This is a genomic window from Petrotoga mobilis SJ95, from assembly GCF_000018605.1.
In the GTDB taxonomy this organism is placed as follows: Bacteria; Thermotogota; Thermotogae; order Petrotogales; family Petrotogaceae; genus Petrotoga; species Petrotoga mobilis.
The window spans coordinates 767,118-782,149 of the sequence record NC_010003.1; the positions used below are offsets into that span (position 1 = coordinate 767,118).

The 15,032-nt window shown below is 35.4% G+C and carries 11 protein-coding genes and 1 pseudogene; 2 read left to right on the forward strand and 10 right to left on the reverse strand.

Annotated features, from left to right (window positions below; genetic code table 11):
- Positions 1–37: 37 nt before the first annotated feature.
- The 5 genes from PMOB_RS10795 to PMOB_RS03730 all read right to left on the reverse strand — a co-directional run bounded on the left by PMOB_RS10795 (position 38) and on the right by PMOB_RS03730 (position 4,088).
- On the reverse strand, positions 38–373 hold the full coding sequence (locus tag PMOB_RS10795; protein WP_041534046.1) for a hypothetical protein: 336 nt from the start codon (positions 371–373) through the stop codon (positions 38–40).
- A gap of 224 nt (positions 374–597) precedes the next feature.
- The gene (locus PMOB_RS10800; RefSeq protein WP_041534047.1) at positions 598–801 is read right to left on the reverse strand and encodes a hypothetical protein; all 204 of its coding nucleotides are present in this window, start codon (positions 799–801) and stop codon (positions 598–600) included.
- Positions 802–950: 149 nt separating this feature from the next.
- Positions 951–1,790 (reverse strand): carbohydrate ABC transporter permease, encoded by an 840-nt coding sequence (locus PMOB_RS03720; RefSeq protein ID WP_012208546.1) that lies wholly within the window; start codon positions 1,788–1,790, stop codon positions 951–953.
- Positions 1,791–1,806: 16 nt separating this feature from the next.
- Positions 1,807–2,679 carry a carbohydrate ABC transporter permease gene (locus tag PMOB_RS03725; RefSeq protein WP_012208547.1) on the reverse strand — a complete coding sequence of 291 codons (873 nt, stop codon included), beginning with the start codon at positions 2,677–2,679 and terminating at the stop codon, positions 1,807–1,809.
- 95 nt (positions 2,680–2,774) lie between these two features.
- Positions 2,775–4,088 (reverse strand): ABC transporter substrate-binding protein, encoded by a 1,314-nt coding sequence (locus tag PMOB_RS03730; protein WP_012208548.1) that lies wholly within the window; start codon positions 4,086–4,088, stop codon positions 2,775–2,777.
- A 218-nt stretch (positions 4,089–4,306) separates the two neighbouring features.
- Between PMOB_RS03730 and PMOB_RS03735 the strand changes: the two genes are divergently transcribed.
- Positions 4,307–7,375, forward strand: a complete 3,069-nt coding sequence (locus PMOB_RS03735) for an alpha-mannosidase (protein ID WP_012208549.1) — start codon at positions 4,307–4,309, stop codon at positions 7,373–7,375.
- A 37-nt stretch (positions 7,376–7,412) separates the two neighbouring features.
- Here PMOB_RS03735 and PMOB_RS03740 read toward each other — a convergent pair whose 3' ends face one another.
- The 5 genes and pseudogenes from PMOB_RS03740 to PMOB_RS03765 form a co-directional block, all read right to left on the reverse strand.
- Positions 7,413–9,149, reverse strand: a complete 1,737-nt coding sequence (locus tag PMOB_RS03740) for an NADH-dependent [FeFe] hydrogenase, group A6 (protein ID WP_012208550.1) — start codon at positions 9,147–9,149, stop codon at positions 7,413–7,415.
- 108 nt (positions 9,150–9,257) lie between these two features.
- Positions 9,258–11,103, reverse strand: a pseudogene (locus PMOB_RS03745) (NADH-ubiquinone oxidoreductase-F iron-sulfur binding region domain-containing protein).
- A 14-nt stretch (positions 11,104–11,117) separates the two neighbouring features.
- The gene (locus tag PMOB_RS03755) at positions 11,118–11,627 is read right to left on the reverse strand and encodes an NADH-quinone oxidoreductase subunit NuoE family protein (protein WP_012208553.1); all 510 of its coding nucleotides are present in this window, start codon (positions 11,625–11,627) and stop codon (positions 11,118–11,120) included.
- Between the two features lie 157 nt (positions 11,628–11,784).
- Positions 11,785–12,930: a Gfo/Idh/MocA family protein gene (locus tag PMOB_RS03760; protein ID WP_012208554.1), complete on the reverse strand. Its 1,146-nt coding sequence runs from the start codon at positions 12,928–12,930 to the stop codon at positions 11,785–11,787.
- Between the two features lie 31 nt (positions 12,931–12,961).
- Positions 12,962–14,056: a Gfo/Idh/MocA family protein gene (locus tag PMOB_RS03765; RefSeq protein WP_012208555.1), complete on the reverse strand. Its 1,095-nt coding sequence runs from the start codon at positions 14,054–14,056 to the stop codon at positions 12,962–12,964.
- Positions 14,057–14,209: 153 nt separating this feature from the next.
- Here PMOB_RS03765 and PMOB_RS03770 point away from each other — a divergent pair, with 153 nt between their 5' ends.
- Positions 14,210–14,965, forward strand: a complete 756-nt coding sequence (locus tag PMOB_RS03770) for an SDR family NAD(P)-dependent oxidoreductase (RefSeq protein ID WP_012208556.1) — start codon at positions 14,210–14,212, stop codon at positions 14,963–14,965.
- Positions 14,966–15,032: the final 67 nt, after the last annotated feature.

Consider the following 15,032-nt stretch of genomic DNA (forward strand, 5'->3'; position numbering starts at 1 on the left):
TAGATCTCCTTTTTCATTTTAATATCTAACTAATTTACTATATTTGACCAACTGATTCAAGAAAATCGATAAAAAATCCTTTTATTATGGAAGAAGAATAAGACAATACACTCAACGTTTCTTCCTTAAGTTTTGACAATTTTCCTTCTTCATCCATCTTTCTAATTTGTTCAATAGTTACATAATCATTTAAACTTTCCCCAAACTGAGATTTGATCTCTGAATGAATCATAGAAAACTTACTAAGAGAATAGCCCGTCATTTCTTGAACGTAGTCTTCGTAATTATCAAAAAAGGCAGGTTTTGCCCCCAAAATAACTTCTTTCGCGGAATTATCAGAATAATACAAAAGATATACTAAATAATCGTCCATAAAATAGTGTGCATTGTTAAGTTTCCTTGATATGTCCTTGTTAAAAGCTGCTCCTATGATTTCAAAAAATGAACCGGGGGCATTGTGATAAGGTTGTGAAAGATCTTCGATATAATGAAGCGCACGAGCTAAAAATCTATAACCCCAATATTCGTCATTTTTTTCAAAAGCTTGTTTGGATAATTCTACAAAGTAGAGAAATGATTTGTCGCCTTCGAAAACCTTTAAAAATCCAATTCGGTTAAACTAAGATATTCTAAATTGTATTGCCTTTCTTCCTCGTATGAATATTCTGTAATAAAAACCTTTTTATCAATATTCGGTAAATCTTGAATTATATAATAAGTCATCGCCTCATGCCCACTCCAAGGGAACAGTGTAGTAGACATAAAAACAATAAAAAGTAAATACAATATGGATTTTTTCATGGACAAAATCACCTTTTTATAAAATCCTTCAATTCCTTTAATTCTTTTAAAATTTTACCATAAAATGATCTTAACAAGAAAGCAAATCAAAAAAACCCCATTTGGGGTTTTGTTGGTTAAATAATTATTTAATTTTGTTAAAACCTACTTCATTCTTTAAGCCCACTATTTACCAAACTTTTTACAAACAAATCTTGAAGTAGAAAAAATATTATAAGGGTAGGTAAAGCAACTAACAGTGTCCCTGCCATTATCACTCCCCAATTGTTACTGGACTCTCCTGAGATCATCATCTTTACGCCAACCTGTACCGTCCTCATGTCATCTTGCATGGTAACTATCAAAGGCCAAAGATACATATTCCATGCATAAACAAAATTAATAATAGCCGCCCCAGCGATTATTGGCCCAGACAAAGGTACAAGCACCTTGAAAAAATATTGCATAGCTGAAGCACCATCTATTTTTGCTGCATCCTCTAAAGAGCGAGGAATCGTCATAAAATGTTGCCTAAATAGGAATGTATTGGTTGCTGAAGCGGTAAAAGGTATTATCAACGCCCAGTAGGTGTTAACCCAACCCAGATTTGACATCAGCATAAACAAAGGTAAAATCATAACCGTTTCTGCTGGCAAAAATAAAGTTACAAATAGTGTGGAAAACAATATGTTCTTTCCTTTAAATTGAAAAGAAGAAAAAGCATAAGCAGCCAATGTTCCTGTTATTAACTTTCCTAATGTTGTAAATGAAGCAACAAGCAAAGAATTGAACAACATTCTGCCCATTGGAACAAGTTGTATAGCTGTAATGTAATTTTTAAAATTGATACTTGAAGGAAAAAACTTAGGTGGATAAGAGAAAACCTCCGTTGGTTCCATAAAACTCATGGAAATTGCAAGTATGAAAGGTAAAAACATGAAAAAAGATACAATTATTAAACCTAGCTCTACAAAAACATAATTAACTTTTTCTCTGGTCGATTTCCTCATTATTGCTTGACTCCCTTCATTGATAATGAACCCTTTTCTCACCAAATCTAAAATAAAGAAAGGTGATAATTGACATAATAATAAATAAGATAACACTCTCAGCAGCTGCTAAACTTGTTTTTTGGAAAAAGAATGCGTCTTGATATAGTTTGTAAATTAAGGTTGTTGTGCTTCCTAAGGGTCCACCTCTTGTCATAATGTCAATGATCCCAAACGACTCAAACATTCCATTGGTGATGTTCATAATAACTAAGTAAAATGTAATGGGAGAAAGTATAGGAAATTTTATTTTCCACATCCTTTGCCATACGTTCGCTCCATCAATAAGAGAACTCTCTATTATTGATTCCGATATGGACTGTAACCCTGCAAGGTAGAAAATAATTGAAAAAGGCAGCATCTTCCAAACACTGGCAACTATAACTGAAATTAACGCATATGGCACTTGATTTAACCAATTAATACTTTCTCCTGTGATTCTTGACAGAATATAATTCACATGCCCTGCAACCGGATTCAACATAAAGGTCCACAGCGCACCTCCAATAGTAAAGGAAATAACATAAGGAACAAAAATTAAAGTTCTATAAATTTTCATCCCAAAGACCTTATTATCTAATAATTGTGCGATCAGGTAGCCTAAAATAATGACTATTATTACCGTTGTAACTATATATATGATTGTGATCTTTAATGCATCCCAATATGCCTCATTCTCAAAAAGCTTAATGTAGTTATCTAAACCTGCAAATATTCTCTTATCGCCAAATGGTGATATTTTGTAAAAACTCATTAGAAAGGAGTTAATTGCAGGCCAATATATAAAAAGGGCAATAATTATTAGTGTCGGTGCAAGCAAAAGATAAGGTGTATATTTTCCCCACTTCATATTTTATTTCCTCCCAAAAAACCAAGGAAGAAAATTCTTCCTTGGATTAACAACATTTGAAATTCTAGACTTATATTAGAGATTCATTTAATAGATTATTGATAGAATTCGTTATATTCTTGGATTAATTCTGTTACTCTACTTTCAGCCCAGCTCAGTGCCTCTTCAGGTGTCATTTGTCCATCAACCATTCTTTCATACGCTATTTCTATAGTCTCTCGTGTTTCAGGGAACACTCCAATAACTGCTCCAGCGGAGTTGAAATCTCTTTTAGCTAGCAATAGTTGCAATAAGGAAGTGAAGTAATTTGGGTTCTCAGCATAGAACTCTTCATAGTGCAGCCTTTGAATGGCATCTTTTCTAACTGGGAAATATCCGGTACCTTGGTGCCATCTTATCTGTTGATCTTCACGATTGACAAACTTCAAAAATTCCCAGGCAGCTTTGGTTTCTTCGTCTGTATGGCCATCTATCAACCATAAACTTGCTCCTCCAATAACTGGTCCTCCACTGACACTTATATCTGGAACAGGTAAAAAGGCTGTACCTAACTCGTAGCCGTTACTTTCTAACCCTTCTTGAAAAACCTTTACATCAGATGTAGAAAAGAAATTCATAGCTGCTCTGCCTGAAACGAAATTTTGTCCGGCAGCATTCCAATCTTCCCTAGCTGTATTAAGAATTAAACCTTCTTTGTTCAATTGGTCAAACAGTTCAAATATTTTTAAACCTGCTTCACTATTAAAAACAGCCTCTGTCGCTCTAGCGGTTCTTCCGTTATCGTTGTTAACAAGTGGCGCATCAGCGGCAGCCATAAGTTGTTCAATTATCCATGAATGGGTAGGCCAAGTTAATCCGTATTGCACTGTATTTCCTCTTGAGTCTTTCTTTGTTAAAATTCTGGAGTATTCCAGTAGTTCTTCGTAAGTTTGAGGAGGTCTATTTGGATCTAAGCCTGCTTCTTCAAAGAGCGTTTTGTTGTAATACAACAAAGCGGTAGATGAATTGAAAGGCATGGAGTACAACTTCCCATCAACTTTGTAATAATTTAATATCGGTTCCAACAAAACCCCTACATCATAAGAATCATCTTGATCAAGTAAATCTTGGACAGGAACTATGACACCGCTGTCTATCATCAATCTTGTACCTATTTCGTAAATCTGTACTATGTGAGGTGCATTCCCGGATTGTACCCCTGCAATAAGCTTATTCAACGTCTCAGGATAACTTCCTGAATATTGCGCATTTACTTTTATATCCGGATAAGCTTCTTCAAAATCACTCACAATATCTTCAATCAAAGCTATCCTGTCTCCACTCATTGCATGCCAAAACTCTATGGTTACAGGGAAAGACAAAACGCTTAACAAAGAAACCATAAATAAAAACATAACCGTCCTTTTCACAAAACTCACCTCCAATAAATTTTTGAAACTATTTAAAGACTTTACTCAGCATCTTCTTGTATTTCAATAGTACTTTATTTTTATTTGTGAAATATAAGGAAATATAAAGTTTTATTAAAACTAAATATTTCCAAAGTTCTTTTCTTGTTTTTTACTATCTTATCTATTAAGTTGTGTTATCATTAATTGGATTGCTATCTAGGAGGTCGAAATAAAACATGTTAGAAGACATAACCAAGAAAAAGTTAGAGAACGGATTAAGAGAAGTTAAAAAATCACAAACACTTAGTATTCTCCAAATTTTGCAAATGGATTACTTTGAAGACAAAGAAAGAAGATTCAAGCCTGAATTCAACAATTCAACAAACTGGAAAAAGATAGAAAAAGAGGAAAAGTGGGGAGGGTACGATAAGGTATTTTGGTTTAGAAAAAATATCGAAGTGCCTGAAAGTATTGGTGAAGAAAGTCTATTTTTGAGGGTTTCTTTGGAAAAAGATGGCGATTTGGACGTTATTCCCGATTATCCTGAATCTTTACTTTTTGTAAATGGTCAGTTCGTTCAAGGAATAGACAAATACCATAAAGAGGCTATAATATCGCCAAAGATTGTACAAGGAAATGTATTGAGGATATACTTAAGGTCATGGACTGGCTTGAGAGGGGAATTAAATTACACATTTTCAGGTTTGGAGCTTTACAAAATAGAAAAATATTCACAAAAGTACTATTTCTTAGCAAAGAATGTTCTTGACACAATCGATCAACTAAGTCAAAACGATATTGTAAGAGTAAAATTATTCAATATTTTAAACGAGTCTTACAAAAGAATCAATTTTATAAAACCTCGATCCAAAGAATACTATGAATCAATAAAAGACAGTTATAGTTTTTTGCAAGAAGAATTGAAAAAAATGAGAAATTTTAAGCTGGATTCTCCGAAAGTTGTTTTGACAGGACATTCTCATATAGATATGGCATGGCTTTGGACAGTTTTACACACAAGAGAAAAAGCACAAAGAACCTTTTCGACGGTTCTCAATCTGATGCAAGAGTATCCAGAATATATATTTATGCACTCTTCTCCGGCATTGTACAAGTTCTTAAAAAACGATTACCCTGAGTTGTATGAAAAAGTAAAGCAAAAAATTAAAGAAGGCAGATGGGAAGCAACTGGTGGTATGTGGATAGAATCGGATTCTAATATTTCTCCAGGTGAGTTTTTGATAAGACAGATACTATTTGGGAAAAGGTTCTTAAAAGAAGAGTTTGGAATAGATTCTAAAGTTGTATGGTTGCCAGATGCATTTGGTTACACATACGCCCTTCCTCAGATAATAAAGAAAAGTGGAATGAAGTACTTCGCTACAACCAAAATAAGCTGGAATGAGATCAACAAATTCCCTTACGATACTTTTTGGTGGAAAGGCATCGATGGGACAAAAATCCTTTCCCATTTTATTACGACTCCAGATAAGAACAATTATTTTTATACCTACAACGGTATGGTGGAACCTTTCACGATAAGGGGGATATGGGATAACTACAAACAAAAAGATATAAACGATGAATTACTTCTTGTCTTCGGTTGGGGAGATGGGGGAGGAGGCCCAACATATGAAATGTTAGAAAATTATGAAGCAATAAAAGAAATCCCAGGTTTACCCCAAGTGGATATGGGAAGAGTAGAGGATTATTTTGAGAAATTGGGAGAAAGAATAAGAGATAAAAATGTCCCAGTTTGGGATGATGAGCTGTACTTCGAATTACATCGAGGTACGTATACTTCACAAGCTTTTGTGAAAAGGGAAAACAGAAAATCAGAAGTATTGTACCATAACGCAGAGTTATTAAATTCTATGGCTTTGAAATTATTAGAAGATTTCGAATATCCTAAAAATTCTCTAAATGAAGGATGGGAACTATTATTATTAAATCAATTCCACGATATTTTACCAGGTTCCTCAATAAGAGAGGTTTATGAAGATGCAAGAAGAGATTTTGAAAAGATAAAGGGGATAGCTAACAAAGAGATCGAAAGGGCTATTTCTATGATTTCAAAGGAAATAAAAAGCGAAGAAGACAGTTTGGTATTATTCAACACCACCTCCTTTGAAAGGGACGAGATTGTAGAGTTAGAAAACGGTAAAAAAACGTTGGTTAGAGGAATCCCCCCTTTTGGCTATAAAAGTATTAAGGTATCAAATTTGGAGCAGAAGCAAATTGATGAAAAAATGATCGTAAAAGAAGATTACATTGAAAACAGATACTATATAATCGAATTCAATGAAAAAGGGCAGCTTAAAAGATTATACGATAAAGAAAATAAAAGGGAAGTACTGGAAGAGGGGAAATTGGGAAACGTGCTACAAACCTTCGAAGATAAACCTTACTTTTTTGACGCATGGGATATTTCTCCTTATTTCAACGAAAAGATGAAAGAGGTTACTGATTTAATCGAAGTAAAAGTAGAGGAAGAGACTCCTTTAAAAGGTGTTTTAAAATTCTCATGGAGGTTTTATGACTCAACTATCGAACAAAGAGTCATTGTGTACAACCACATAAGAAGAATCGATTTTGATACACATGTTGACTGGAAAGAGAAACAAGTTTTATTAAAAACAGCTTTTCCTGTTAATATAAGAAGCACGAAAGCCACCTACAACATACAATTTGGAAACATAGAAAGAAGTACAACCAACAACACAAGTTGGGATATAGCAAAATTTGAAGTCCCAGCACAAAAATGGGCAGATCTTTCAGAAGCAAACTATGGAGTTTCCATACTAAATGATTGTAAACATGGGTACGATATAAAAGAAAACGTTATGAGACTCACTCTTCTAAGATCCCCAATCGAACCCGATGAAACGGCTGATAGAACGGATCACACATTCATTTATTCTCTTCTACCACACGCTGGAACATGGAGAGATTCACAAGTAATACAAGAAGCCTACAAATTGAATTATTCTGTAATAGTTAAAAAGATAAGAAAAAACGAAGAAGGAAACCTCCCTGACAATTTCTCTTTTATCAAGGTCAACGATTTTGATGTGGTAATTGAAACCATAAAAAAAGCGGAAGATGATGACTCTATACTAATTAGACTTTTCGAAGATAAAGGCAGTCGAAAAAAGGAAGTGGAAATAGAATTTTTTAGAAGTTTAAAAAAAGTGGTTGAATGTAATTTAATTGAAGAAGAGGAAAAAGAAATTGCATTTAAAGATAATAAAATCGTATTCAGTATAACACCATACGAAATAAAAACCTTTAAAGTGTGGTTTTAATTCAAGCTAAAGGCGGATTTTCTCCGCCTTTAGTTTTTTAAAGCCATTCTCTTTGCACATAATGAGTATGCAACAATTGATGTGATTTTTCACTTCCTGGCTTTTCCAAATACTCGTTGTATAGTCTAACAATTGATGGATTTTCATGGGACTTTCGAATTATCTTTGATTTGTCAACGACATTTAATGCCTCGATTCTCTTTTTAATCACGTTGAAATCACCATGATGGTACGGTTGACCACCGCCTCCAACACAACCCCCTGGACAAGCCATAATTTCGATTAAATGTAAGTCTATTTTTCCCGATTGAACGTCTTCCAAGAGTTTTCGTGCGTTACCTAAGCCATAAGCAACTCCAACTCTTAATTTTTTCCCATTAATTTCAACTTCTGCAACTCTTATAGACTCATATCCATGAAGTTGCTCAAATTCTACTTCTTTAAGTTCATTCCCGGTTATCCATTCATAAGCGGTTCTTAAAGCTGCCTCTGCAACTCCTCCCGTTCTTCCAAAAATGGCTGCAGCACCGGTGGATTCTCCTAAAGGACTATCATACTCCCTTTCTGGGACAGCTTTGAAATTAATTCCTGCTTCTTTGATCATTTTCGCCAGTTCTCTGGTGGTCAATACATAATCAACATCCCTGTATTCAGGTGATGCATTTATTTCTTCTCTAGCTGCTTCGTACTTTTTGGCTAGACAGGGCATTATGGATACAACGGTTATCTTTTTGGGATCAATATCATTTTTTTGTGCATAATAACTCTTTGCAATCGCTCCAAACATCTGTTGAGGAGACTTCGCAGAAGAAGGCATCTCAAGCAAGTCAGGGAATTGATGTTCGATAAATTTAACCCATCCTGGACAACAAGAAGTCAACATAGGTAAAAAACCACCATTTTCTAACCTTTCTTTGAACTCTGTAGCTTCCTCCATTATGGTTAAATCTGCTCCAAAATTGGTATCGAAAACCTTATCAAAACCCATTAGTTTTAAAGCTCCAACCAACTTCCCGGTAGAGATAGTTCCAGGCTCGTAACCAAATTCTTCCGCTAAAGCGACCCTCACCGCAGGAGCGGTTTGAACTACAACGTGCTTCTCTTCATTTTCCAACTCTTTCCATACTTCGTCTATGTAAGATCTTTCAACTAGAGCCCCCGTAGGACAGACTGCCACGCATTGACCGCAGAAGGTACAGGCAGTTTCTTCTAAAGGCATATCAAAAGAAGGCTTAACGACAGCACCAAAACCTCTGTCTATAGCCGAAAGAACCCCAACGGTTTGAAATTCGTTACACATGGTTTCGCATCTTCTACACATAATACATTTGTTCGGATCCCTAATTATTGCAGCAGATATATCAAGATCGTAATTAGATGTTTTGCCAAAATAAGGATTGTTCACAATGTTTAGTTCAGAGGCGATTTTTTGTAGTTCACACTCACCATTTTTCGGACATTTTAGACAATCTTGTGGATGATCTGATAACAATAACTGAACAGCGGTTCTTCGAGCTTCTACCGCCATCCTGGAATGTGTCTTTATTCTCATTCCTTCAAATACCGGCGTTGTACAAGCCGGGGCTAAAGTTCTTCTACCTTCTATTTCAACCATACATACTCTACATGAAGAAGGCTTATTTTCTATATTTATATCCTTTAAGTTCATATAACAAAGTGTTGGTATGTAACCGCCAAATTTTTGAACAGCCGTTAAAACGGTATCTTTTTCAGAAGCTAAAAATTCACCGTCATTTATATATACTTTTGGCATTTAGAATTTTTCCCTCCTAACCAAAAATTTTTTCCCTCTTGAAAACCTAATTTAGCGCCGCTTCAACCCGCTCCGCATTCATTAAAATGAAGGAGTTTTATATTTTATTTATACTATTTTTATAGCGTTAAACCTGCATGTTGTGTAACAAGACCCACATTTTATACACTTTTCTTGATCTATTGTATGAGGTTTTCTCAATTCACCTTGTATCGCTTCAGTAGGACATACCCTTGCACAGGCCGTACAACCTGTACAATTTTCTGGAATTATTTCGTACCTTATTAAATTCTTACATACACCAGCGCGACAGTTTCTGTCCAATATATGTTCTTTATATTCATCCTCAAAATACCTATAAGTAGAGAGTATCGGATTTGGGGCAGTTTGTCCTAACCCACATAAAGAACCGTTCTTTACGACATTAGCCAAAGTTAACATATGATCGAGATCTTCCAATTGAGCATTCCCAGAAGTTATTTTTTCCAATATCTCTAAAAGTCTAACGTTTCCCACACGGCATGTAGTGCACTTACCGCAGGATTCATCGACGGTAAATTGAAGATAGAATTTCGCAACATCCACCATACAAGTATCTTCATCCATGACAATCATTCCACCAGAACCCATCATCGAGCCTAGTGCTTGAAGACTATCGTAATCTATAGGGGTATCTAAGTATTCAGCGGGAATACATCCTCCCGAAGGGCCTCCAGTTTGAACAGCTTTGAACTTTTTATCCCCCTTGATCCCTCCACCTATATCGAAGATTATCTCTCTCAATGTGGTTCCCATTGGAACTTCAACGAGACCAACCTTTTTAACGTCTCCTGCAAGCGCAAATACTTTCGTACCTGGAGAATTTTCTGTTCCGAATTGTTTGAACCAGTCGGCTCCATTGAGTATTATAGGTGCTATATTTGCAAGGGTTTCAACGTTGTTTATCACTGTAGGCTTTTTCCATAAACCACTATTGGCAGGAAAAGGCGGTTTGTTGGTTGGCTCACCACGAAGACCTTCTATCGAATGGATCAAAGCGGTCTCTTCACCACAGACAAAAGCTCCGGCTCCCAGTCTGATCTCTATATCAAAAGAAAAATTACTGCCTAAAATATTTTCTCCCAGCAATCCATAATCTTTAGCTTGTGAAATAGCAACTTTTAACCTAGCAACAGCCAAAGGATATTCTGCTCTTATGTAAATAATCCCTTTTTGGGCACCAATTGCGTATCCAGCGATAGCCATACCTTCTAACACAGAATGAGGATCACCCTCTAGCACTGATCTATCCATAAATGCCCCTGGATCGCCTTCATCAGCATTACATATTACGTATTTTTCATCTCCTTTAGCTTGCATGGCGAATTTCCATTTCAAACCGGTTGGAAACCCACCACCGCCTCTACCTCTCAAATTTGAATCTAAAACCGTTTGAATTACCTCTTCTCTTTTTGAGTTAAGCGCTTTTGCTAGGGCTAAATAACCGTTATTTTTTAAATAATCTTCTATGTTTTCGGGGTCGATATTTCCAGCGTTTCTTAAAACGATTCTTACTTGTTCCGGCATCGTTTTACCTCCCTCAAATTGCTTTTTTGTGGGTTTCTTCTATCAACAATGCTTCTGCGATTTTTCCTTCTACAAAATGTGTTTTTACAAGATCTTTTACTTTCGATTTCGTAACGTTGCCATACAATACTGGCTCTTTACCTGGTTCGTTAACTTCTACTGTTGGCTCGGCATAGCAATATCCTAAACATCCTGTTTTAATAACTTCAATATTTTCTATTTTTTCTTCCTCTATCTCTTTTAGAAGCTCATCGTACGTCTCATCAGCTCCAGCTGAGATTCCACAGGTACCTAAAGCAACTTTTAATACAATTTTATTCTTATTTTCTTTTTCTTTGAGTTCATTTATCAGCGATTCTAATTGCTCTAAACTATTTAATTTAGGCATAGAAAAACCTCCTATCAACTATTTTTCTCTTTGGCTCTATAATCTCTAATTATTCTTCTTACATCGTTTATTTTAAGTCTCCCATATACTTTTTCCCCTATTTTTACGACAGGTGCCAAACCACAAGCACCTAAACACCTAACCGGATGAATAGAAAATAATCCGTCCTCGGTTACTTCTTCTTCTTCAACATTTAAAATCTTTTTGAATTCGTCTAAGATTTCGTTCGCTCCTCCCACGTAACAAGCTGTTCCTAAGCATACACTTATAGGATACTTACCTTTAGGTTTTGTGGAGAAAAAATTGTAGAAAGTCACAACACCATAAACTTGAGAAGAAGGAATTTTCAGTTTTTTTGCCACTAATTTTTGCACTTCATTTGGGATATATCCTAGATTTTCTTGAACTTTATGCAAAACTTCAATAAGCAAGCTCCTTCTTTCTTCTTCGGTTTTGTCCGTCAAATCGAGTGAATTAAGATAAGTTTCAATGTCTTTTAATTTGCTTTCAAGAAGTTCTTCCATTCATTTTCCTCCTCGTATAATTAGGTTTTATGAGGAATAAAAGTTAAAAAATTCACTAATAATATACCTGATTGATTATACCATTTTTTATAGATTAGTAATTTAATAAAATATAAACCAGTTATTACTTTTTTCAAAAATTCGAAACAAAATAATCTTAAAATTCTACCCAACTAGCACCTCTTTTTGTACTTTCTACACATTTTTCTATAAATCGCATTCCCTCTACTCCGTCTTCTACAGTGGGGAAATCTAAGTCTCTTTGTTCTAAAAGTTCTCCTTTTTTCTTTTTTGTAATTGCGCTAATAAACTTATCGTATACCCTTGCAAAGGCTTCAACGTAACCTTCCTGATGCCCACCAGGAGTCACATAATCAGTTTTAATAAAATCATCAACGCTTTCGCTTCCCCTCGATAAAGTTATAAAAGGATGGTTAACTTTTGAGATCTTCAAGTAATTTGCGTGTTCTTGTGACCATTCTATAGATCCTTTTGTTCCATATATACCAATATCCAAAGTATTTTCGTGGCCCATAGCAATTTGAGATGTCCAGTATATGCCTTCTGCCCCATTATCATAATTTATTAGTATAGATGCATTATCGTCTAGCCTATCTGGCTCAACAAACTTGTCCATTCTGGCATTTAAGGACTTTATCTTCAAACCTGTTAGGAAAGAAACTACGCTTTCCACGTGTACCCCTATATCAGCCACGCAATTAGATACACCCGAAACTTTTGGATCCGATCTCCACTCGTGGCGAGAATTTTTGCCGGCAAACGGCACCTTTGCCATCCACTCACTTAGGTATCGACCATTGATAAACCTAACCTCACCTATTTCCCCTCTTTTAATTAACTCTCTTGCGTATCTTAACATTGAATAACCTGTAAAGGTGTAAGCAACCGCAAAAAGTAGGTTGTTTTTTCTTGCTAACTGTTTTAGCTCTTCAGCTTCTTTTAGAGTGATGGTTAACGGCTTTTCACACATCACATTTATTCCAGATTCTAAAAATTTTTTTGCCACTTCATAATGTGAACTGTTGGGTGTGACAATGGATACAAAATCTATTTTATCGGGCCTTTTAGCTTCCTCCTCAGCCATTTCTTCATAATTTTTATACAATCTTTTCTCATCTATTTTTAACTCTTTGCCTGTTGCCAAAGTGTTTTTGAAGTTTCTTGAAAAACTTCCACAGACTAATTCTGCCTTCCCGTGTAGATTTATAGCTTTTCTGTGGACTATGCCTATTTGAGAGTCTTTACTTCCACCTACCATTCCATAAGTCAATCTTTTGAACATATTTTACCCCTCCTCTTATTTGAGTTTGGTTTTAAAACTTTACCCAAACGCTTCCATTTTTCGAACTTTCTACACATTTTTCAATAAACCTCATCCCTCTTAATCCCGCGTTTACACTTTGAAAATGGGCATTATCGTTGGTTATAATTTCTCCGTTTTTTTTATTTATTAAATCGGTAATAAATGTGGAATAAGTATTTTTGAACCCTATATTTGTTCCAGGAATTTCATCCACATTTTGAACTATCTCTTCTTTGTGGTCTTCATACAAAATTGTTAATTTGTTTGCTTGATTAAAATTCCATTTCAACGTACCTTCCGAACCATACACGCAAACGCTAAAATTGTTGTTCTCTCCCACAGCAATTTGAGACATGAAAAGTAATCCTTTACTTTTATCTTTGAAATTTACCATCACGGTGGAATTATCTTCCAATTTTCTTGATTCACCAAAAGTATCAAGGCGTGCACACAAATTATCGATCTCTTTTCTAGTAAGATATGAAACCATGTTCTCCACATGACTACCTATGTCGGCTGTAGTATTAGCCAAACCACTTTGGTTTGGATCCAATCTCCATTGGGCTTGCTTGTTTTCATCTTCGATCTTTTTTGCAAGCCATCCTTGAATATATTGTACATTAATGAATCTTATTTCGCCCAACTCACCTTTTTCTATTTTGTTTCTTGCTAACGAGATAACCGGATATCCCACGTACGAATACGTCACACACAACAAAAGATCATTATCATCTGCTAACTGTTTTAGCTCTTGCGCTTCTTTTACTGTTGTTGTTAGCGGTTTATCGCAGACAACATTTATACCTTTTTCTAAGAAAGTTTTAGCTATTTCATAATGGGAAACATTCGGAGTAGCAATAACTACAAAATCAATTTTATTTTTCTTTTTACTCTCCTCTTCAGCCATTTCTAAGTAGTTTTCGTACAATCTATCTTTCTTTATGTCCCACTTTTTGCCTGTTTTTAATGTTTTTTTATAATCTCGTGAAAAACATCCACTAACTATGCTTGCCCTTCCATCTGATAATATTGCATTTCTATGTGCCTCACCTATCATAGAATCTATGGATCCACCAACCATTCCGTAGGTTATTTTTTTTGACATAATACACCTCCATAAAAAGATTTCTTTTTATTATTTTAACATAAATGCTTTTTCTTTTAAAAAAATATGGTATAATTTAGATACGATTAATTTAGTCGTTTTTATTTATCGTAAATTGTGAAAATATTCACATCAAAAGGAGGGATTCATATTATGGCAGGAAGATTAGAAGGAAAAGTTGCTATTATTACAGGAGCCGCAAGAGGAATGGGAAGAGCTGAAGCTGAACTCTTCGCAAAAGAGGGAGCGAAGGTCGTTGTTGCAGATATTTTAGAGAAGGAAGCAAAAGAGGTAGCAGATAAAATCAACAAAGATGGATATGAAGCAATGGCTGTAAAACTTGATGTTACAAAAGCTGACGAATGGAAAAAAGTTGTCGATCAGGTAACAGAGAAATGGGGTAAGGTTGATGTTTTAGTAAACAACGCGGGAATTTTCCCTAGAAGTGGTGTTGAGGATGCATCTGAAGAAGAATGGGATCGTGTAATGAACGTAAACGCAAAGAGCCAATTTTTAGGTATAAAGTACGTGTTACCAGCAATGAAGAAGGCAACAAAGGGCTCTATAATTAATATTTCTTCTATTTATGGACTCATAGGTAGTGGTGCTGCTGTGGCGTACCATGCTTCAAAGGGCGCCTCAAGATTGTTAACAAAAACGGTTGCAGCCGAACTCGCTAAATACAATATTAGAGTAAATTCTGTACATCCTGGTGTAATAAGAACACCGATGACTGATGAACTGTTAAAAGATGAACAATCAGCTAAGGGTATCCTTGGAACTACTGTACTCGGTAGACCTGCTGAACCTGAAGAAGTTGCTTATGGAGCATTATTCTTAGCTTCCGATGAATCCTCGTTCATGACCGGTTCTGAATTGGTTATTGATGGAGGATATACAGCATTATAATAATGAACCATTTTATCAAAACATCCGCTTCATGCGGATGTTTTTTATGTACGCCTGGCATAGATGC

Coding starts and splice junctions, on each gene's coding strand:
- PMOB_RS10795 (WP_041534046.1), bottom strand. CDS start 373: ATGGACGATTATTTAGTATATCTTTTGTATTATTCTGATAATTCCGCG.
- PMOB_RS10800 (WP_041534047.1), bottom strand. CDS start 801: ATGAAAAAATCCATATTGTATTTACTTTTTATTGTTTTTATGTCTACT.
- PMOB_RS03720 (WP_012208546.1), bottom strand. CDS start 1,790: ATGAGGAAATCGACCAGAGAAAAAGTTAATTATGTTTTTGTAGAGCTA.
- PMOB_RS03725 (WP_012208547.1), bottom strand. CDS start 2,679: ATGAAGTGGGGAAAATATACACCTTATCTTTTGCTTGCACCGACACTA.
- PMOB_RS03735 (WP_012208549.1), top strand. CDS start 4,307: ATGTTAGAAGACATAACCAAGAAAAAGTTAGAGAACGGATTAAGAGAA.
- PMOB_RS03740 (WP_012208550.1), bottom strand. CDS start 9,149: ATGCCAAAAGTATATATAAATGACGGTGAATTTTTAGCTTCTGAAAAA.
- PMOB_RS03755 (WP_012208553.1), bottom strand. CDS start 11,627: ATGGAAGAACTTCTTGAAAGCAAATTAAAAGACATTGAAACTTATCTT.
- PMOB_RS03760 (WP_012208554.1), bottom strand. CDS start 12,930: ATGTTCAAAAGATTGACTTATGGAATGGTAGGTGGAAGTAAAGACTCT.
- PMOB_RS03765 (WP_012208555.1), bottom strand. CDS start 14,056: ATGTCAAAAAAAATAACCTACGGAATGGTTGGTGGATCCATAGATTCT.
- PMOB_RS03770 (WP_012208556.1), top strand. CDS start 14,210: ATGGCAGGAAGATTAGAAGGAAAAGTTGCTATTATTACAGGAGCCGCA.